This is a genomic window from Polaromonas sp. (assembly GCF_016185115.1).
Lineage (GTDB): Bacteria > Pseudomonadota > Gammaproteobacteria > Burkholderiales > Burkholderiaceae_C > Polaromonas.
Genome location: NZ_JACPOF010000015.1, coordinates 651,946 through 672,118, shown reverse-complemented (window position 1 = coordinate 672,118; position 20,173 = coordinate 651,946). Strand labels below are relative to the sequence as shown.

Sequence of the window (20,173 nt, the reverse complement as noted above, 5' to 3'; positions counted from 1 at the left end):
CAAATCTCTACCCAGGCCCTCTCATGACCCAGTTTGCAAAAGAAACCCTCCCCATCAGTCTTGAGGAGGAAATGCGGCGCAGCTATCTGGATTACGCCATGAGCGTTATCGTGGGACGGGCGCTGCCGGATGCACGCGACGGTCTCAAGCCTGTCCACCGGCGCGTGTTGTTTGCCATGCATGAGCTCAACAACGACTGGAACCGTCCCTATAAAAAATCCGCCCGTATCGTAGGCGACGTGATCGGCAAATACCACCCTCACGGTGACAGTGCGGTTTATGAAACCATCGTCCGCATGGCGCAGGATTTCTCCCTGCGCCACATGCTGGTGGACGGACAGGGCAACTTCGGCTCAGTTGACGGCGACAACGCCGCCGCCATGCGATACACCGAAATCCGCATGTCCAAGATCGCGCATGAACTGCTTGCAGACCTGGACAAGGAAACAGTCGATTTCGGCCCCAACTACGACGGCAGCGAAAACGAACCTCTGGTCATGCCCGCCAGGTTTCCCAACCTGCTGGTCAACGGCTCGTCCGGTATCGCGGTCGGCATGGCGACCAACATTCCGCCGCACAACCTCAATGAATCAGTTGATGCCTGCCTGCACCTGCTGAAAAATCCTGAAGCATCCATTGATGAGCTGATGGAGATCGTGCCAGCACCAGACTTCCCTACCGCCGGCATTATTTACGGCATCAACGGCGTGAAGGACGGCTACCGCACAGGTCGCGGCAAGGTTGTGATGCGCGCCAAGTGCCACTTTGAAGACATCGACAAGGGCCAGCGGCAATCCATCATCGTTGACGAGCTTCCCTACCAGGTCAACAAAAAGACCTTGCAGGAACGCATGGCCGAGCTGGTCCACGAAAAGAAAATCGAGGGCATCAGCCACATCCAGGACGAGAGCGACAAGTCAGGCATGCGCCTTGTCATTGAGCTCAAGCGCGGCGAAGTGCCAGAGGTTGTGCTTAACAATCTCTACAAGCAGACGCAGTTGCAGGACACCTTCGGCATCAACATGGTGGCGCTGGTCAACGGCCAGCCCAAACTCTGCAACCTCAAGGACCTCATCCAGGTCTTCCTCTCCCATAGGCGTGAAGTGGTGACTCGGCGCACCGTATTCACACTGCGAAAAGCGCGTGAGCGCGGACATGTCCTGGAAGGCCTGGCCGTTGCGCTTGCAAATATTGATGATTTCATTGCCATCATCCGCAATGCGCCTACGCCACCCGTCGCCAAGGCCGAGCTCATGCTCAAGCCCTGGGACAGCAAGCTGGTTCGCGAAATGCTGACCCGTACGCGGGCAGACGGCGGCGTGGTGAACGCAGATGACTATCGCCCCGACGGGCTTGAAAAGGTGTACGGCATGGGCAATGACGGGCTTTATCGCCTGTCGGAAACGCAGGCCCAGGAAATCCTGCAGATGCGCCTGCAGCGCCTGACCGGTCTGGAGCAGGACAAGATCGTCGCCGAGTACAAGGAAGTGATGGCCGAGATCGACGACCTGCTCGACATCCTTGCCAGACCGGAACGTGTGTCCATCATCATTGGCGAAGAGTTGAGCGCCATCAAGCAGGAGTTCGGTCAGACCAAGCTCGGCGCGCGCCGCAGCCTGATTGAGCACAGCTCTTTTGACCTCAGCACGGAAGACCTGATCACGCCGACTGACATGGTGGTGACGCTCTCACACAGCGGCTATATCAAGAGCCAGCCACTTTCCGAATACCGTTCGCAAAAACGTGGCGGCCGGGGCAAGCAGGCGACGGCCACCAAAGACGACGACTGGGTCGACCAGCTGTTCATCGCCAACACGCACGACTACATCCTGTGTTTTTCAAATCGCGGGCGACTGTACTGGCTCAAGGTCTGGGAAGTTCCGGCTGGATCCCGTGGATCGCGGGGCCGGCCCATCGTCAACATGTTCCCTCTACAGGAGGGCGAAAAGATCACGGTAGTACTGCCGCTGACCGGCGAGAAACGCAGCTTTCCGGCGGACCAGTATGTGTTCATGGGCACGTCCATGGGCACAGTCAAGAAAACAGCACTCGACGAATTCAGCAACCCGCGCAAGGGCGGAATCATTGCGGTGAACCTGGACGAAGGCGACTACCTCATAGGCGCTGCGCTGACCGATGGCAAGCACGACGTCATGCTGTTCAGCGATGGGGGTAAAGCGGTCCGTTTTGACGAGGAAGATGTTCGGCCACTGGGCCGGGCAGCGCGTGGCGTACGCGGCATGTCCCTCGAAGCCGGCCAGAGCGTTATCGCCATGCTGGTTGCAGAAGACGAGCAGCAAAGCGTACTCACAGCCACCCAATACGGATATGGCAAACGCACATCAATCACTGAATACACGCGTCACGGACGCGGTACCAAGGGCATGATCGCCATCCAGCAAAGTGAGCGCAACGGCAAGGTTGTGGCCGCCACACTGGTACATGCCGACGACGAAATCATGCTCATAACGGACAAGGGTGTCCTGGTACGTACGCGGGTAAGCGAAATCCGTGAAATGGGAAGGGCTACACAGGGCGTCACGCTGATCGGCCTGGATGAAGGTTCACAATTGAGCGGACTGCAGCGCATCGTGGAGAACGACGCTACCCTTGACGAAAACGACAGCCCTGCTTCAGGTGACACCACTGCCGCCGACAGCGACCTGGATACCAGCCCCCAAACACCAGATACGGACAACGACAAATGAAAAAACTTTTAGCAGCACTGGCGCTTGCCAGCACAGCATTCTTCAACCTCGGCCATGCGCAAACTCCTGTTTCCAAGCAGGAATGGGCGGCAAAGGTCGTGGCGCTCCAGCAGGGTCCGGAGCTTGATCGACTGATAGCGCAACTGGCAGACAGCGCGACTGAGGAAGTATTGCAAAACTGGGGGCAGAAGTTGCAGGCGGATGTCCCGGCGGCGAGGCAGCAGCAAGCCAAGGACGAGCTGAATGCAGAACTGAAAAAGCTCTATGACGACATTACCAGAACCATCAAAAGCAAGGTCATCGTGGCAAGTGGGGATGCGCTCGTTCCGGCCTATATGGAAAAGTTTTCAATTGATGAATTGAAGCAAATTGCCACTTTCTTCGAATCCCCTGCGGTCAAGAAATACCAGGCTGCGGCCCCTGAATTGGGCGCTTCTTTTGTCAAGCAGCTTGTAGAAATCACGCGCGCCGACGTGACAGGCCGGGTCAAACAATTTGACGATAGCGCTGCCAAAATTATCGGTAGCACCTCAGCGCCGTCAACAAGAGCCGCGCCATCAACACCAGCGACATCTGGAACTGCAAGGCCTGCCCCCAAGAAATGACGCGCCCGTTCAATTTTTCTGCGGGTCCCGCCTGCCTGCCCGAAGAAGTGTTGGAGCGAGCCGCTGCGGAGATGCTGGATTGGCATGGCAGCGGCATGGGCGTCATGGAGATGAGCCACCGGGGCAAGGAATTCATCTCCATATACGAAACAGCCGAAGCTGACTTTCGCGAACTGCTCGCGATACCGGCCAACTTCAGGATACTTTTCATGCAGGGCGGAGGCCTGGCCGAGAACGCCATCGTCCCCCTGAATTTGTCTGGAGGAAAGCCTGTTGATTTTGTGGTGACGGGCTCCTGGAGCGATAAGTCACAAAAAGAGGCGCGCAAATATTGCGAAGTCAACATAGCGGCCAGCAGCCAGGAAGGCGGCTACACCTCGATACCCGACCCTTCCTCCTGGAAGCTGCAAAGCAACCCCGCTTATGTGCACCTGTGCACCAATGAAACCATCAATGGCGTAGAGTTCGGCCTCATCCCCGACCTCAAAAGCCTGGGCTCGGATGCGCCACTTGTCATCGACTTTTCTTCACACGTCGCGTCAAGAACGGTGGATTGGTCAAAAGTTGGTCTTGCATTTGGCGGCGCGCAGAAAAACCTCGGGCCCGCAGGCGTCACCATCGTGGTGATACGCGAAGACCTTCTGGGCAGCGCCTTGCCGATCTGTCCAAGTGCCTTCGACTACAAAACCGTTGCCAGCAACTCATCCATGTACAACACGCCTCCGACCTATGCGATTTACATTGCCGGGTTGACCTTCCAGTGGCTAAAACGCCAGAAAGAAGGTGGTGCTACGGGTATCGCCGCCATGGAGCTGCGCAATATTGCGAAAGCGGATCTGCTTTACAAAGCCATTGACGAATCCGGTTTTTACGTCAACAAGGTCAACAGGGATTGCCGCTCGCGGATGAACGTACCCTTCATGCTGCGCGATGAGTCGCGAAACGAGGCTTTCCTGAACGGCGCGCGTGCCCGCGGACTGCTTCAGCTCAAGGGGCACAAGTCGGTAGGAGGCATGCGCGCCAGCATCTATAACGCCATGCCAATTGAGGGCGTCCAGGCCCTTGTGAACTACATGCGAGAATTTGAGCGTGAAAACGCCTGAAATCCAATCTCCCAACGTGTCCCAACCCACAAAAAGCCTCGCAGAACTGCGCGTGCAGATCGATGCCATCGACAGCGAGTTGCTGCTCCTGCTCAACCAGCGTGCCCACGTCGCTGAACAGGTCGGCGAAGTCAAGCGGCTGGAAGGCTCACCTTTTTTTCGCCCTGACCGCGTTGCCAAAGTCATCGAACGGATACAGGTGGCCAACAAGGGGCCTCTCAAGGGGGAGCATGTCGCAGCTGTGTGGCGTGAAATCATGTCGGCATGCCTGGCACTTGAAGCGCCTGTTCGGGTAGCCTATCTTGGCCCGGCTGGCACCTTCAGCGAGCAGGCGGCGCTGCAATTTTTCGGCGAGAGCATTGAAAAAGTTCCGTGCGACAACGTTGATGAGGTCTTCCGTGCGACGGCCTCAGGCGGTGCCGGCTATGGCGTAGTTGCGGTTGAGAACTCCACCGAAGGTGTAGTTTCCCGCTCACTGGACCTGTTCCTGACGTCACCATTGCACATTGTCGGCGAAGTAAGCCTGATGGTGAAGCACAACCTGCTGCGCCTTTCCGACTCCATGGAGGGCATTGAGTCGGTATATGCGCACGCGCAGGCTCTGGCGCAGTGCCAGGGCTGGCTGACTGCACACCTGCCGCATGCCAAGCGGCATGCCGTGTCAAGCAACGCCGAGGGCGCCCGACTTGCCTCTACAAATGGCGCGTGGGCAGGTATTGCAAGCGAGCGGGCAGGTACGCAGTTTGGCCTGCATGCGGTGGCCCATGGCATCCAGGACGAAGCATTCAACCGTACCCGCTTCGCAGTGGTCTGCCTGCCCCAGACGCTTGCCACACCTCCAGCATCTGGCGAGGACTGCATCAGTCTGGTCGTGTCAGTCAACAATCGTCCAGGTGCAGTACATGATCTGCTGGTTCCCCTTAAAAATCACGGCGTCTCAATGACCCGCTTTGAATCCCGTCCCGCCCGCTCCGGGCAGTGGGAATACTATTTCTACATAGACCTGCAGGGACATCCTTCACAACCACATGTGAGTGCCGCACTGTCCGAATTGCAGCAACTTTGCGCGTTTTACAAGGTCCTGGGCGCATACCCGGTGAGCGTTTGAAATGAAGTTTTCAGGAATTTTTACGCGCATGCAAACCTCTCCTGCAATATCTGGCCTGCTGCATGTTTGAGCAGTTGGGACTCATCGGCTGCGGGCTGATGGGCGGCTCATTTGCGCTCGCGCTGAAGCGGGCCGGACTCGTCAAACGTGTGGTGGGCTACAGCAAGTCACCATCCACCACCGAACGCGCCCGCCAGATGGGCGTGATTGATGTGGAGGCGCCCTCGGCCCTGCTTGCCGTTTCGGGTGCCGATATTGTTCTTCTTGCAGTTCCCGTGTCTGCCACTGAAGCCACCTTCAAGGCCATCAGGCACCTCATCACACCCAACACGCTGGTGATGGATGTAGGTTCCACAAAACGCGATGTGGTCGATGCTGCACGCCGCGTGCTGCGTGACAACGTCGGGTGTTTTGTTCCGGCGCACCCCATTACCGGCAAGGAAGTGTCGGGCGTGGAACACGCGGACGTGAACCTCTACAACGGCAAGCAGGTGATCCTCACGCCCATTGAGCGCACTTTCACGGTCCAGCTTCAAAAAGCGGTGAATGTGTGGACGGCTTTGGGTTGCGACGTCGTCAAGATGTCGCCGCAGGCGCATGATGCGGCTTATGCGGCCGTCAGCCACTTGCCACACCTGATCGCCTTCGCGCTGATCAATGGCATTTCAGGTCAGGACAGGGGCAAGGAATACATGTCGCTTGCGGGGCCGGGATTTCGTGACTTCTCGCGCATTGCCGCCAGCGATCCCAAGATGTGGCGCGATATCCTCATCGCCAATCGCGAGGAACTGCTTGACCAGTCAAGGATTTTTCAGCAAACCCTTCAGAATCTTGAAAAACTGATTACGGCGGGAGATGGAGACATGCTGGAAAGACTGATTGAGCAGGCCAGCGAGACACGCGCGAACTGGCGCATCTCCAGCTCGCAAAAGCCACACAAATAAGCCATTCGCATGTTCGACATTGAATATCTGGACATCCCCCCACTGGCCAGGGCGGGAGGCGTTGTCCGCCTGCCCGGCTCCAAAAGCATCTCCAACAGGGTTTTGCTGCTGTCGGCCCTGAGCAGCGGCAAGACCACGGTACACGATGTACTCGCCTCCGACGACACGGCCGTCATGCTTGCTGCCCTTGAACAACTGGGCTGCAATATCGAAAACAGGGGCTCGACCGTCACCATAGAAGGCCTGGGCGGGCGGCTTCCAAAGTCGCAGGCGAAGCTATTCATGGGCAACGCAGGCACAGCCATGCGCCCACTGACTGCCGCGCTTGCCCTGCTGGGCGGGCACTTCGAGTTGTCAGGGGTGCCGCGCATGCACGAGCGCCCTATCGGTGACCTGGTGGACGCATTGAGGCAGCTGGGCTGCAATATCGATTATCTCGGCAACGAGGGCTTTCCGCCCTTGCGGCTTTCTCCAGGCAATTTCAGGCTTGGGGCACCCATAAAGGTCAGGGGCGATGTCTCCAGCCAGTTTCTCACGGCGCTGCTCATGGCCTTGCCAATCGCTGCCAGTGAGGATATTCACATCGAGGTGGTAGGGGAGCTGATTTCCAGGCCTTATATCGAAATCACACTCAACCTGCTCAAGCGTTTCGGGATCAACGTGAAGCGATCTGATGGGGCCGCGAGCTGGCAGAGCTTCATCATTCCGGCCGGAAGCCGCTACCAGTCCCCAGGCGACATACATGTCGAGGGGGATGCCTCCTCCGCAAGTTATTTCATCGCCCTCGGTGCCATTGCGTCCCCCAGGGATGCGTTTGAAGGCATCGAGATTTTGGGCGTCGGGGCAGACTCGATACAGGGCGACATCCGCTTTGTGGAAGCCGCCCGCATGATGGGTGCACAGATAAGCAGCGCACCCAATTCCCTGCGTGTCTCCCGTGGCAAGCCCGGCCAGGGGTGGCCTTTGAGGGCCATAGACCTCGACTGCAACCATATTCCCGACGCTGCCATGACACTGGCTGTGATGGCTCTTTACGCAGAGGGAACGACAGTACTGCGCAATATTGCCAGCTGGCGCGTCAAGGAAACCGACCGCATTGCCGCGATGGCCTGCGAGCTGCGCAAGCTCGGCGCAACTGTTGAGGAGGGTCAGGATTACCTCAAAATCACGCCCCCCACAAAATGGACAACCGGTGCCATCCACACCTATGACGATCATCGGGTGGCCATGTGCTTTTCGCTGGCTGCCTTCAACCCGGCCAGATTGCCGGTGCGAATCCTTGACCCCAAATGTGTGGCAAAAACCTTCCCGGACTATTTTGAGGCGCTGTTTGAGGTCGCTGAAGCCGAAACCGCGGCTGTTCCGGTGATCTGCATTGACGGGCCCACCGCGTCCGGCAAAGGCACCCTGGCGTCAGAAACGGCGCACCGGCTTGGCTACCACTACCTTGACTCGGGGGCCTTGTACCGGCTGAGCGCCCATGCAGCCGCAACGGCAGGCATTTCGCTGGACGACGGAGACGCCGTAGCCGCGATTGCCCGCTCCCTGCCCGTGCGTTTCAAGGGTGACCAGATCTTCCTGGACGGCCAAAACGTATCCGATGCGATACGCACCGAGTCTGCAGGCATGGCAGCATCCAGAGTGTCCGCTCACCCGCAGGTGCGGCTCGCCCTGCTTGAGCTTCAGCGCAGTTTTCGCACCCTGCCCGGCCTGGTTGCCGATGGCCGGGACATGGGAACGGTCGTTTTCCCGGATGCAGGGCTGAAAATCTACCTCACTGCCAGCGCAGAGCACCGTGCGGATCGCCGCCATAAGCAGTTGATTTCAAAGGGAATTCCCGCTACAATAGCGGCGATTCAGCAAGATTTAGAGGCCCGTGATGCACGCGACATGTCGCGAAAAGCAGCCCCTCTGAAGCCTGCTGATGACGCCTTGCTTCTGGATAACTCCTGGCTGTCGATTGAAAAGTCGGTTGATCAGGTGATTGACTGGTGGCAAGGCACACGGCCCTTCTGATCCCCGTCGCGCCACCTCTTCATTAGCGCATTGGTCAGCAGGTTCATTAACGTAACCCGCAGCATTGCTGCAAAAACCGCCGCAGTCAGCCTTAAAAACAATGGCAATAGTGCTATTGGAAACCTGCTCTGTGGATTAGGAAAAAAATGTCTGAATCTTTTGCCGATCTATTCAACGAATCGCTCCAGCGCTCTGAAATGCGCACCGGTGAAGTCATCACCGCTGAAGTCGTTCGCATCGACCACAACCATGTCGTTGTCAACGCCGGACTGAAGTCCGAGGCCTATGTGCCGCTCGAAGAATTCAAGAACGACCAGGGCGAGCTCGAAGTCCAGGTCGGAGATTTTGTGTCCGTCGCCATCGACTCCGTTGAAAACGGCTACGGCGACACCCTGCTGTCCCGCGACAAGGCCAAGCGCCTGGCATCGTGGATGAGCCTGGAAAAAGCCCTGGAATCCGGCGAATTCGTCACCGGCCAGACCAGCGGCAAGGTCAAGGGCGGCCTCACCGTCCTCGTCAACGGCATCCGCGCCTTCCTGCCCGGCTCGCTCATCGACACCCGCCCCATCAAGGACCTGTCTCCGTACGAGAACAAGACCATGGAATTCAAGGTCATCAAGCTGGACCGCAAGCGCAACAACGTCGTGCTGTCACGCCGTGCAGTTGTCGAAGCGTCCATGGGCGAAGAACGCGCCAAGCTGATGGAAACCCTCAAGGAAGGTTCTTCCGTCAAGGGCGTGGTCAAGAACATCACCGAATACGGTGCATTCGTTGACCTCGGCGGCATCGACGGCCTGCTGCACATCACCGACATGGCATGGCGCCGCGTGCGTCATCCAAGCGAAGTGGTGACGGCTGGCCAGGAAATCGTTGCCAAGATCCTGAAGTTCGACACCGAAAAGAACCGTGTCTCGCTGGGTCTGAAACAGATGGGCGACGATCCATGGATGGGCGTGAACCGCCGTTATCCACAAGGCACCCGCCTGTTTGGCAAGATCACCAACATCGCCGACTACGGCGCATTTGTTGAGCTTGAGCCAGGTATCGAAGGCCTGGTCCACGTGTCCGAAATGGACTGGACCAACAAGAACGTGGCACCGAGCAAGCTCGTGGCACTGGGCGACGAAGTCGAAGTCATGGTCCTTGAGATCGACGAAGACAAGCGCCGTATCAGCCTCGGCATGAAGCAGTGCAAGGCCAACCCATGGCAAGAGTTTGCGCAGGACACCAAGCGCGGCGACCGCGTCAAGGGCCCGATCAAGTCGATCACCGACTTCGGCGTCTTTGTGGGCCTGGCTGCCGGTATCGACGGCCTCGTGCACCTGTCTGACCTCTCGTGGAACGAACCCGGCGAAGCCGCAGTCCGCAACTACAAAAAGGGCCAGGAAGTTGAAGCCATCGTGCTGGCAGTCGACGTTGACCGCGAGCGCATCTCCCTGGGTATCAAGCAGCTTGATTCCGATCCGTTCACCACGTTCGTGTCCATCAATGACAAGGGCGCGATCGTGACCGGCAAGGTCAAGACCGTTGATGCCAAGGGCGCTGAAATCGACCTCGGCGAAGACATCATTGGCTACCTGCGTGCCAGCGAAATCAGCCGTGACCGCGTTGAAGATGCGCGCAACGTGCTGAAAGAAGGCGACGAAGTCTCCGCAGTGGTGGTGAACGTGGATCGCAAGACCCGCAACATCCAGCTGTCGGTCAAGGCCAAGGACAACGCTGACCAGCAGGAAGCCATGGCCTCCCTGAGCCAGCAGTCTTCACGCGACAACGCCGGCCTGACCAACCTCGGCGCACTGCTGCGCGCCAAGATGGACAACGCCGAGAAATAATCGGACTCCAGAAACATGGCGTGCCTGAGCAATCAATGGCACGCCATTTTTCCGTCCAATCATCGTCATGACCCGAAGCGATCTTGTTGAAGAACTGGCTGCACGTTTCAGCCAGCTGACCCACCGTGATGCCGAGTACGCCGTCAAGACCATTCTTGACGCGGTCAGCGACGCGCTGGTGCGCGGGCACCGGATCGAAATTCGTGGTTTCGGCAGCTTTTCGGTCAACAGGCGTCCTCCCCGCATGGGCAGGAATCCGCGTTCCGGTGAAAGCGTTGCCATTCCTGAAAAGCGTGTACCGCACTTCAAGCCGGGCAAGGCCCTGCGCGAGGCAGTCGACGCACGCACCCAGGAACTGCTGACGGCACAGGCGTCAAAGGCACCGAAATAAGCCGCTTGCGCAAGGCGCTGGCTACAATTGAACTGGAAAACTCCGGGAGCCAGACCAATTGAAATACCTGATGTGGCTGCTTAAGGCAGCCATTTTTTTTACGCTTTTCGCATTCGCGCTGAACAACCAGCAAGCCGTTGCTGTCTACTTCTTTTTCGGCACGCTGTGGACCGCACCCCTTGTACTCGTAGTTCTGGCCGCCTTCAGCTGCGGCCTGGCGCTGGGCGTACTGATGATGATGCCGCGCTGGTGGCGCAAACGAAAGATGTCTCGCATGCATCCGGTCATCAACACAACTGTTGCTGACAATGCCGTGTCGTCAAGTGCGCCGGCCGATACCCTGAACAGCGTACCGCGCCATGGACTTTGATTTCACCTGGATACTGCTGGGCCTTCCCATCGCCTTCACGCTGGGCTGGCTGGCCTCGCGCATTGACCTCAGGCAGCTCCGCATAGAAAACCGCCAGGCACCAAAAGCGTATTTTCGCGGCCTGAATTTCCTGCTCAACGAGCAGCAGGACCAGGCCATTGACGCCTTCATTGAGGCCGTCCAGAACGACCCCGACACCTCGGAACTGCACTTTGCACTGGGCAACCTCTTCCGGCGGCGCGGCGAATATGAACGCGCAGTGCGCGTGCATGAACACCTCATGTCACGGGGCGACCTCGCCCAGCCCGAGCGTGACCGTGCACAACACGCGCTTGCGCTCGACTTTCTGAAGGCCGGCCTGCTGGACCGCGCCGAGCTGGCCCTGCGCAAGCTCGAAGGCACCAGTTATGAAGAAGAAGCGCGCCTCGCACTGCTCTCCATCTACGAACGTTCACGCGACTGGCAGCATGCGAGCGAGATCGCCAGCAAGCTCGACAGCGCCAGCCACGGCAGCTTCAGCGGCAGGCAGGCACATTACCTTTGTGAACAGGCGGCCTCGGCACTCGCCATCGGCGATGTCGACAAGGCAGAAGGGATCCTTAAAACGGCTTCCGGCCTGGCCCCCGGGCTGGCACGGCCGTGGATAGACCTCGCCAAACTTCACAACCAGCGCGGCGAACACCAGGCCGCTTTCGATGCGCTGCTACAGCTTGAAAAGGCCGCACCGCAGGCCTTGCCGCTGGCAGCCAGCCTGCTGATGAACATCGCGCAGAATGAAGCCCTCAAGGCGCCGGTGATGTCGCTGCTCAAAACGCACTATGAACAGATCCCGTCGGTGGACATCCTGGAAGCCATCGTTCGGCTAGATGACGGACAGGCCGCACGCAGTTGGTACATCAGACACCTCGAACGCGAGCCGTCACTGGTCGCGGCATCCCGGTGGATCGCTGATGAAGCCCTGGGCACCGAGCACAACCACAAGCTGGTTCAACGTGCACTGGACCAGGCCACCAAACCACTGATGCGTTACCGCTGTGCGGCCTGCGGTTTTGAAGCCACCCAGCACTTCTGGCATTGTCCTGGCTGCCAGGCATGGGACAGCTATCCAGCCAAGCGCGTTGAAGAACTATGAAAGTTTGGCACACCCCCGTCGGACGCTCACTGCGTGTAAGACTTCCGTGGTGCGGCCAGAGGCCTTCCCCTTCGGGACGTCCAAGCCAGCACTTGCTGGCCTGGAGCCGCGTCTCTCAGCCCCTTGCAGGGGGCAGCAGCTGTGGCCCGGCGAAGCCGGTTCCACGCTGCCACTTGCCCGAATAACACACATGACGACCAATTCCAAATTGACAGCTGAACAGATTTCAAAAGCCCGCGTGCTGGTGGTGGGCGATGCGATGCTTGACCGCTACTGGTACGGCGCGGTAGATCGCATTTCGCCGGAAGCCCCGGTGCCCGTCGTGCGCATCTCGCATACCGAAGAACGCGTGGGCGGCGCGGCCAACGTGGCATCGAACATCGTTTCAATTGGTGCGCAGGCGTCCTTGCTGACGGTGGTCGGTGATGACGAGGCCAGCCACCAGCTGGAAGCGCTGGTCGCTAAAACCGGCATCACGCCTCACTTCGGACGCGATGCCAGACTCAAGACGACCGTGAAGCTGCGCGTCATCGGCCGCCAGCAGCAGCTGATACGGCTCGACTTCGAAAACACGCCTGAAAACGAGGTACTGGCATCCCAGTCCGCCACGTTTGAAAAGTTGTACCCTCAACATGATGCCGTTCTTTTTTCAGACTACGGCAAGGGCGGCCTCGCCCACATCCCGCTCATGATCGAGCAGGCACGCGCGGCGGGCAAGGTGGTGCTGGTCGACCCCAAGGGTTCCGACTACACGCGCTACCAGAACGCCACCGTGATCACACCCAACCGCGCCGAGCTTGAGCAGGTCATCGGCCACTGGCGTGATGAAGCAGACCTTCAGGCCAGGGCGCAGAACCTTCGCACAGCTCTCAAGCTGCACTCGCTCTTGCTCACGCGCGCCGAGGCCGGCATGACCCTGTTTGACGAAGCCGGCTTTCTGCATGTACCGGCCGTTGCACGCGAGGTGTTCGACGTCACAGGCGCCGGCGACACCGTGATCGCAACCCTCGCGACCATGGTGGCTGCCGGCATGAGCCTGCGCGATGCCGTGCCGGTTGCCAACCGTGCTGGCGGCATTGTTGTCGGCAAGTTCGGCACGGCCACCGTCAGCTATGACGAGCTCTTCGCAGCGAACTGAAGACAGACACCAGGACATCCATCATGAAAATAGTTGTGACCGGCGCTGCCGGGTTTATCGGGAGCAACATCGTCAAGGGACTGAATGCACGCGGCATCGACGACATCATTGCCGTCGATGACCTGACCGAAGGCGACAAGTTCAAAAACCTCGCCGACCTGCAGATTGCGGACTACGTCGATGCAGACGACTTCTACGACCTGTTCGCCGAAGGCGCATTTGGCGAGGTGGAAGCGGTCTTTCATGAGGGCGCCTGCAGCGACACCATGGAGCTTGACGGCAAGTACATGATGGACAACAACTACACGCTGTCCTGCGAGCTCTACCAGTCCTGCCAGGAGCAGGGCACACGCCTTCTGTACGCGTCATCGGCAGCCACCTATGGCGGCTCGGACACCTTTGCCGAATCGCCCGAATTCGAAAAACCGCTCAACGTCTACGGCTACTCCAAGCTGCTGTTTGACCAGCGGCTGCGCCGCGAGCTGGGTGCAAAATTCGAAAACGCCACCAGCCAGGTCGCCGGCTTTCGCTATTTCAACGTATACGGCCCGCGTGAGCAGCACAAGGGCCGCATGGCCAGCGTGGCGTTTCACCAGTTCAACCAGTTCCGCGCCGAAGGCAAGGTCAAGCTGTTCGGCGAGTACGGTGGCTACGCTCCGGGTGCGCAGATGCGCGATTTTGTTTTCATCGACGATGTCGTCGCGGTCAACCTCTGGTTTCTGGACAACCCGCAAGCATCGGGCATCTTCAACCTCGGCACCGGGCAGGCACAGCCTTTCAACGACGTTGCATTGACTGTCGTGAACACCCTGCGCCAGTCGCAGGGCGAAGCAGCGCTCAGCCTTGAGGAAGCCATCCGCGGCGGCATGATCGACTACGTACCCTTCCCCCAGGCGCTGGCCGGCAAATACCAGTGCTATACCCAGGCGGACCTGGGTGCCCTGCGCGCAGTCGGTTGCAAGCACCTGTTTTCAAACGTGCAGAGCGGTGTTGCCTCCTACATGACCAGCCTCGGGCAGATTGCCTAGGGTTTTCCCTTCTACAGGGCGCTTGCATCGGTCAACGCCCTCCCGGAGCTGGCCGTTAATCAGATTCACCCTGTCAGGGTGAATCAAACAGTTCTCCAATCCAAAATATTCTGAGGGGTTTCTCATGTTCAAAAAATTGCTGGCGTTTTTCGCCGCCATGTACATGGCAGTATCTTTTGCTGCTGTTGACGTCAACAAGGCTACGGCCGCAGATCTCGACGGCATCAAGGGCATCGGCCCCGCCATCTCCAGCCGTATCGTTGACGAGCGCAAAAAAGGCGACTTCAAGAACTGGGACGACTTCATTACCCGCGTCAAGGGCATCGGTGAAGGCAATGCAGCCAAGTTCTCCGCAGAAGGCCTGACCGTCGGCGGCACCGGCTACAAGGGTGCCGCTGCTGCACCTGCAGCGGCCAAGAAGGATGAAAAGCCAGCCGCCAAAGCCGAAGAGAAAAAGGCCGATGCCAAGCCAGCCGCTGCAGCAGCAGCTGCCCCCATGGCCAAGCCTGTAGCCGCAGCATCTGCGCCTGCAGCCGCCGCCAAGCCGGAAGCCAAAGCAGACCCAAAAGCTGAAGCCAAAGCCAGGAAGGAAGCTGAAGCAAAAGCCAAGGCTGAAGAGAAGAAGGCAAAGGCTGATGCAGCCAAGGCAAAAAAAGAAGCTGACGCAAAAGCCAAGGCTGATGCAAAAGCGGCAAAGGCAGCAAAAGATGCCAAGCCAGCCGCCAAGGCCGATGCAAAGCCAGCCGCCAAGGCCGATGCAAAGGCAGACGCCAAGGCCGATGCAAAGGCAGACGCAAAAGCCGATGCAGCCAAACCCGCTGCCAGCGCCGCCAAGAAGTAATTCAGCGCTGCTGCAACAAAAAAACCCGCCTGCTGGCGGGTTTTTTTATGCCTCGGTCGATGCACACGCGTCCAGACTTCAAGATTCCTGAAAATCCTCCAAAACAGCTAATATAGCTATTACAGCTGTTTTAAGTCGTTCAGGCGGCTGCCCAGGTTGCTCCAGAACCTGGAAACCCTTCAAAAATGGCCATTTTCAGGGGCAAAATCAGCCTCCAGACCAATAGATACGCACGTGAGCAGCTATTTATTTGATAGCAATCACAGCGCCATTACATCAACGCCAGCATGTCCGTGACGCCAATATCCACCCCGGACTGGGTCAGCAAGGTGATCACCTGGCTGCGGTGATGGGTCTGGTGGTTGAAAAGGTGGGTCATGGCCTGCCATGCAGGGTGATCACGCCGGGTTCCCTTTGAATTGCTGTAGCCCATCTGCATCTGCGGGTAGTCGGCAGGCATGGCCGCCGTCCAGCGCTCCATGGCGTCATCGAGCTGCGCCCGCTTCGCTTTCAGGGCTGCCCAGTCATCAAAGGGTACCGCGTCCAGTTGATAGGCTTCGGGAATCGTGATCAGGCCGCCTTCCAGCATCTCAAACCGCAGGCCATTTTCAACGCCCGACTGCGCGAACCTGCGCAGCCAGACCTGGTCGGTCACGACGATGTGGTTGAGGGTGCGGTGGATGGACCCGAAGAACGCGCCACGGTCCAGCTTTCGTTCTGCGTCTGAAAGTTGCTCGCATGCGGCATACATGCGTTCGTTGATCCAGCGGTTGTATCGGGCCTGAAATTGGTAAAGCTCAAGAAAGGCGTTGGGCATCCCTGCGATTGTCTGGACTTTTTCCGCCGGCGGCAATGCCGGGCAGTGCGGCGTTGAAGAGCGGGTCGAGTGCGGCCACCTGCCCTGCGGCGTGTTTTTGTCCCACCTCACGTGCCAGGCACTGAAAGATATCGGCACGTATCAGCCACAACTCGACAGCGGAAATCGAGTGTTTGACGAGGTCCTCGATGCGCAGGCGGCTGGCTTCACTGCATGAGGCCACGGCCAGCAGCATGGCGCTGCGTATGCCGTCCAGATCAGCTTCTGCGTTGGTCGGCAGCAGGTCATGGCCGCCATCTGCGTTGTCAAAGCGCGGGCCGGTTCCAAACCAGCGCTGGATTCGTGATGTTCTTTCCATGCCCAGCTCCCGTTAAAGTTTGCGTCTGGTCAGGCAGTGCCGAAACCGCCACCGCCAGGTGTGTGAATCTCGAAAATATCGCCGGGCAGCATGTCGGCCTGCCCGATATGGCCCAATGCCTCGATACGCCCGTCAGAGCGCAGCACCACGTTTTTGCCCACCTGACCAGGCTGGCCACCTGCCATACCGAATGCACCATGCAGACGGCCATTCGACAAAATGCTGGCGGTCATGGGCTCCAGGAAACGCACGCGCCGCACACCGCCGTTGCCGCCATGCCAGCGCCCCGCACCGCCCGAACCTTCGCGAATTTCGTAGCTCTCAAGCCGTACCGGGAAACGGAACTCCAGCACCTCCGGGTCTGTCAGCCGTGAGTTGGTCATGTGCGTCTGCACTACCGATGTCCCGTTGAACCCGGACAGCACCTTGCCCGCACCGTCGGTCACACCACCGGCACCCGAGCCGCCAGAAATGGTTTCGTAATACTGGTGGCGCTGGTTGCCAAAGGTGAAGTTGTTCATCGTGCACTGGCTGGCCGCCATCACACCCAGCGCGCCATAGAGCGCATTGGTGATGCAGGTCGAGGTCTCGACATTGCCCGCCACCACCGATGCCGGCGGGTTAGGGTTCAGCATGGACCCCGCAGGAATGATGACCTTGAGCGGTTTCAGGCAGCCCGCATTGAGCGGAATATCGTCATCGACCAGCGTGCGGAAGACATAGAGCACAGCCGCCATGCACACCGCCGTCGGCGCGTTGAAGTTGTTGGTCTGCTGGGCCGATGTGCCCGTGAAATCGATCTCCGCACTGCGGTTTTTATTGTCTACCCGGATCGCCACCCTGATCTGCGCGCCGTTGTCCAGCGGCAGGGTGAAGTCTCCGTCCCTGAGCTTCGTGATCACGCGGCGTACCGACTCTTCCGCGTTGTCCTGTACGTGGCGCATATAGGCCAGCACCACCTCCAGGCTGAATTGTTCGACCATCTTGCGCAGCTCCTGCACGCCTTTTTCATTGGCGGCAATCTGCGCTTTCAGATCAGCCATGTTCTGCTGCGGGTTCCTCGAAGGGTATTTGCCGCTTTTGAGCAGCGCCACCATCTCGGCCTCGCGCAATACACCGCGCTCAACCAGCTTGACGTTGTTGATCTGCACGCCCTCTTCTTCAATCAGCGTGGAGAACGGCGGCATGGAACCCGGCGTGGTGCCACCGATGTCGGCGTGGTGACCGCGCGAACCGACATAAAAAGTAGGCTCGGTCGATGCGCCCAGGTACACAGGTGTGATGACGGTGATGTCAGGCAGATGGGTGCCGCCATGGTACGGGTCATTGAGCACATACACATCGCCCGGCTGCATCTTGCCAGCGTTCTCTCGAATCACGGTCTTGATGCTTTCGCCCATGGAACCCAGGTGCACCGGCATGTGCGGGGCATTGGCGATCAGATTGCCTGCGGTGTCGAACAGCGCGCAACTGAAGTCCAGGCGCTCCTTGATGTTGACCGAGTAGGCCGTGTTCTGAAGCTGCAGGCCCATCTGCTCTGCGATGTTCATGAACAGGTTGTTGAAGACTTCCAGCAAGACGGGATCGACATTGGTGCCGGCGGCAAACTTGATGGCGCGCTCTGCGCGGCGGTCAAGTACCAGATGGTCCAGCGCCGTCAGCGCTGCTTCCCAGCCGGGTTCGACCACAGTGGTCGCGTTCTTTTCGGCAATGATGGCCGGGCCAGAGATGATGTCGCCGGGCTGCAGATCTTCTCGCACCACCAGCGCGGCCTCATGCCACTGGCCGCCCGAATACATCTTCACCGTCTCGCGGCGCGGTACCTCGCGCGGCTCGTGCGTGGCATGGCGCGGCTCGGCAGGCGCATCGCCCGCCACCACTGATTCCACAGACACGGCTTCAACCACCAGGCCCTTGCCCTGCATCAAAAAGGCAAAGCGCTGGCGATAGGCCGACTCGAAGCCCGCTTCTATCTGGTCCAGCGATCCAAAGGGCACAACCAGTGCCGCATCACTGCCCTCGTAACGCACATGCACGCGGTGGTGCGTGGTGATGGCCCCGGTGTTGACCTGCTGGCGCTGCAGCTCGCTCTCGGCCGTGGCCGCCAGCGTGTTGAGCTTTTCGGCGATCTCGGGCAAGGCTGCTGCAGTCAGCTTCAATTCAATCGCCTGCTCGCGAATCACGTTCTGGTCAGCCAGGCCCATGCCGTAGGCGCTCAGCACGCCAGCCAGCGGGTGCACAAACACCCGTGTCATGCCCAGCGCATCAGCCACCAGGCAGGCATGCTGGCCACCTGCACCGCCGAAGCACTGCAGGGTGTAGCGCGTGACGTCATAGCCGCGTGCGACAGAAATTTTCTTGATGGCGTTGGCCATCTGCTGCACGGCGATGTTGATGAAGCCCTCGGCCACCACCTCGGCACTGCGGCCGGTCTGGCCCGCCAGTTCGTTGAACTGCGCCTCGACAGCCTCATAGCTCAAGGCTTCATCGGCATTCGGGCCGAAGACCTTGGGGAAGTAACGTGGCTGTACCTTGCCGACCATCACGTTGGCATCCGTCACCGCCAGCCGCCCGCCACGCCTGTAGCTGGCCGGGCCGGGGTTCGCACCCGCGCTTTGCGGGCCGACGCGAAAGCGTTCACCGTCAAACTTCAGGATGGAGCCGCCGCCCGCAGCAACAGTGTGAATGCTCATCATGGGCGCGCGCATGCGCACACCGGCCACCTGGGTTTCAAACTCGCGCTCAAACTCACCGGCATAGTGAGACACATCGGTAGAAGTACCGCCCATGTCAAAACCGATGACCTTCGCATGCCCCGCAATGGCCGCCGTGCGCGCCATGCCGACAATACCGCCAGCCGGTCCGCTCAAAATCGCATCTTTGCCCTGGAACACATGCGCATCTGTCAGGCCGCCTGAAGACTGCATGAAAAACAGCTTCACGCCGGGCATCTCGCCCGCCACCTGCTCCACATAGCGGCGCAGGATGGGCGACAGATAGGCATCGACTACGGTTGTGTCACCCCGGCTGACAAACTTCATCATCGGGCTGGTCTCATGCGAGGTGCTGACCTGCGTGAAACCCACCTCAAGCGCAATACGTTTGGCGGCCTTTTCATGTTCGGTATAGCGGTAGCCGTGCATGAAGACAATCGCCACGCTGCGCAAGCCTTTGGCATATTGTTCAAGCAATTGCTTCTTCAGCAGTGCCTCGTCCAGCTCCTGCAGCACCTCGCCCTGTGCGCCGACACGCTCATGGGCCTCAAGAACAGCGCTGTACAGCAGTTCAGGCAGCACGATGTTGCGATCAAACAGGCGTGGCCGGTTCTGGTAGGCGATGCGCAGCGCGTCCCTGAAACCGCGCGTTGTCACCAGCAGCGTTGGTTCGCCCTTGCGCTCAAGCAGTGCATTGGTAGCGACCGTAGTGCCCATCTTCACGCAATCGACCACGTCAGCGCTGATGGATTCACCCGTCTTCAGCCCCAGCAGGTGGCGAATGCCGGCCACTGCGGCATCGCGGTACTGCTCCGGGTTCTCTGACAGCAGCTTGTGCGTGACCAGGGAGCCATCGGGCTTTTTGGCCACGATGTCGGTGAAAGTGCCGCCACGGTCTATCCAGAACTGCCAGCGTTTGTCAGTTACGGGTTTGTCTGGAGCGGATGTATTTGTTGTCGTCATTTTTATAAAAGCGGTTTTTCTACAGAATAGCGGGAGATGCGGCGCCTGCCTGTCAGTTTTTATCGAATCCCGTAAAGCAGGTTTCAGGCCGCATGGATATTGCGG

At 59.1% G+C, this 20,173-nt stretch carries 16 protein-coding genes; 13 read left to right on the top strand and 3 right to left on the bottom strand.

All coding sequences use genetic code 11. The annotated features are described in order from the left end of the window. The first annotated feature begins 23 nt into the window (after positions 1–23). From gyrA to HYX42_RS09600, 13 genes are all read left to right on the top strand, one after another. Positions 24–2,708, top strand: coding sequence for a DNA gyrase subunit A (gene gyrA, locus HYX42_RS09660; protein WP_293402257.1), 2,685 nt, complete (start codon positions 24–26; stop codon positions 2,706–2,708). Beyond that, positions 2,705–3,313, top strand: coding sequence for a DUF2059 domain-containing protein (locus HYX42_RS09655; RefSeq protein WP_293402255.1), 609 nt, complete (start codon positions 2,705–2,707; stop codon positions 3,311–3,313). The genes gyrA and HYX42_RS09655 overlap by 4 nt, the downstream gene beginning before the upstream one ends. Beyond that, positions 3,310–4,416: a 3-phosphoserine/phosphohydroxythreonine transaminase gene (gene serC / locus HYX42_RS09650; protein WP_293402253.1), complete on the top strand. Its 1,107-nt coding sequence runs from the start codon at positions 3,310–3,312 to the stop codon at positions 4,414–4,416. The genes HYX42_RS09655 and serC overlap by 4 nt, the downstream gene beginning before the upstream one ends. Positions 4,417–4,432: 16 nt before the next feature. After that, complete coding sequence (gene pheA, locus HYX42_RS09645) at positions 4,433–5,524, top strand: prephenate dehydratase (RefSeq protein ID WP_293402251.1); 1,092 nt, start codon at positions 4,433–4,435, stop codon at positions 5,522–5,524. 50 nt (positions 5,525–5,574) lie between these two features. Beyond that, positions 5,575–6,468: a prephenate dehydrogenase/arogenate dehydrogenase family protein gene (locus HYX42_RS09640; RefSeq protein WP_293402469.1), complete on the top strand. Its 894-nt coding sequence runs from the start codon at positions 5,575–5,577 to the stop codon at positions 6,466–6,468. Positions 6,469–6,477: 9 nt separating this feature from the next. Beyond that, complete coding sequence (locus HYX42_RS09635; protein WP_293402249.1) at positions 6,478–8,484, top strand: bifunctional 3-phosphoshikimate 1-carboxyvinyltransferase/cytidylate kinase; 2,007 nt, start codon at positions 6,478–6,480, stop codon at positions 8,482–8,484. 146 nt (positions 8,485–8,630) lie between these two features. Next, positions 8,631–10,316 (top strand): 30S ribosomal protein S1, encoded by a 1,686-nt coding sequence (gene rpsA, locus HYX42_RS09630; RefSeq protein ID WP_293402247.1) that lies wholly within the window; start codon positions 8,631–8,633, stop codon positions 10,314–10,316. Between the two features lie 67 nt (positions 10,317–10,383). After that, the gene (locus HYX42_RS09625; RefSeq protein WP_293402245.1) at positions 10,384–10,707 is read left to right on the top strand and encodes an integration host factor subunit beta; all 324 of its coding nucleotides are present in this window, start codon (positions 10,384–10,386) and stop codon (positions 10,705–10,707) included. A gap of 58 nt (positions 10,708–10,765) precedes the next feature. Next, entirely contained in the window at positions 10,766–11,077 is a 312-nt protein-coding gene (locus HYX42_RS09620) for a lipopolysaccharide assembly LapA domain-containing protein (RefSeq protein WP_293402243.1), read from the top strand. Further along, positions 11,067–12,209 (top strand): lipopolysaccharide assembly protein LapB, encoded by a 1,143-nt coding sequence (gene lapB, locus HYX42_RS09615; protein ID WP_293402241.1) that lies wholly within the window; start codon positions 11,067–11,069, stop codon positions 12,207–12,209. The genes HYX42_RS09620 and lapB overlap by 11 nt, the downstream gene beginning before the upstream one ends. Positions 12,210–12,399: 190 nt before the next feature. Further along, a complete protein-coding gene (gene rfaE1 / locus HYX42_RS09610) occupies positions 12,400–13,347 on the top strand; it encodes a D-glycero-beta-D-manno-heptose-7-phosphate kinase (protein ID WP_293402239.1) in 948 nt (315 codons plus the stop codon). Positions 13,348–13,370: 23 nt separating this feature from the next. Further along, a complete protein-coding gene (gene rfaD, locus HYX42_RS09605) occupies positions 13,371–14,375 on the top strand; it encodes an ADP-glyceromanno-heptose 6-epimerase (protein WP_293402237.1) in 1,005 nt (334 codons plus the stop codon). 124 nt (positions 14,376–14,499) lie between these two features. Then, positions 14,500–15,216 carry a helix-hairpin-helix domain-containing protein gene (locus HYX42_RS09600; RefSeq protein ID WP_293402235.1) on the top strand — a complete coding sequence of 239 codons (717 nt, stop codon included), beginning with the start codon at positions 14,500–14,502 and terminating at the stop codon, positions 15,214–15,216. Between the two features lie 271 nt (positions 15,217–15,487). Here HYX42_RS09600 and HYX42_RS09595 read toward each other — a convergent pair whose 3' ends face one another. From HYX42_RS09595 to HYX42_RS09585, 3 genes are read right to left on the bottom strand one after another with little or no spacing between them, the layout of a single operon-like run. Beyond that, positions 15,488–16,033, bottom strand: coding sequence for a DinB family protein (locus tag HYX42_RS09595; protein WP_293402233.1), 546 nt, complete (start codon positions 16,031–16,033; stop codon positions 15,488–15,490). Next, a complete protein-coding gene (locus HYX42_RS09590; protein ID WP_293402231.1) occupies positions 16,014–16,391 on the bottom strand; it encodes a hypothetical protein in 378 nt (125 codons plus the stop codon). The genes HYX42_RS09595 and HYX42_RS09590 overlap by 20 nt, the downstream gene beginning before the upstream one ends. A 29-nt stretch (positions 16,392–16,420) precedes the next feature. Further along, on the bottom strand, positions 16,421–20,068 hold the full coding sequence (locus HYX42_RS09585; protein ID WP_293402229.1) for a hydantoinase B/oxoprolinase family protein: 3,648 nt from the start codon (positions 20,066–20,068) through the stop codon (positions 16,421–16,423). Positions 20,069–20,173 lie beyond the last annotated feature (105 nt).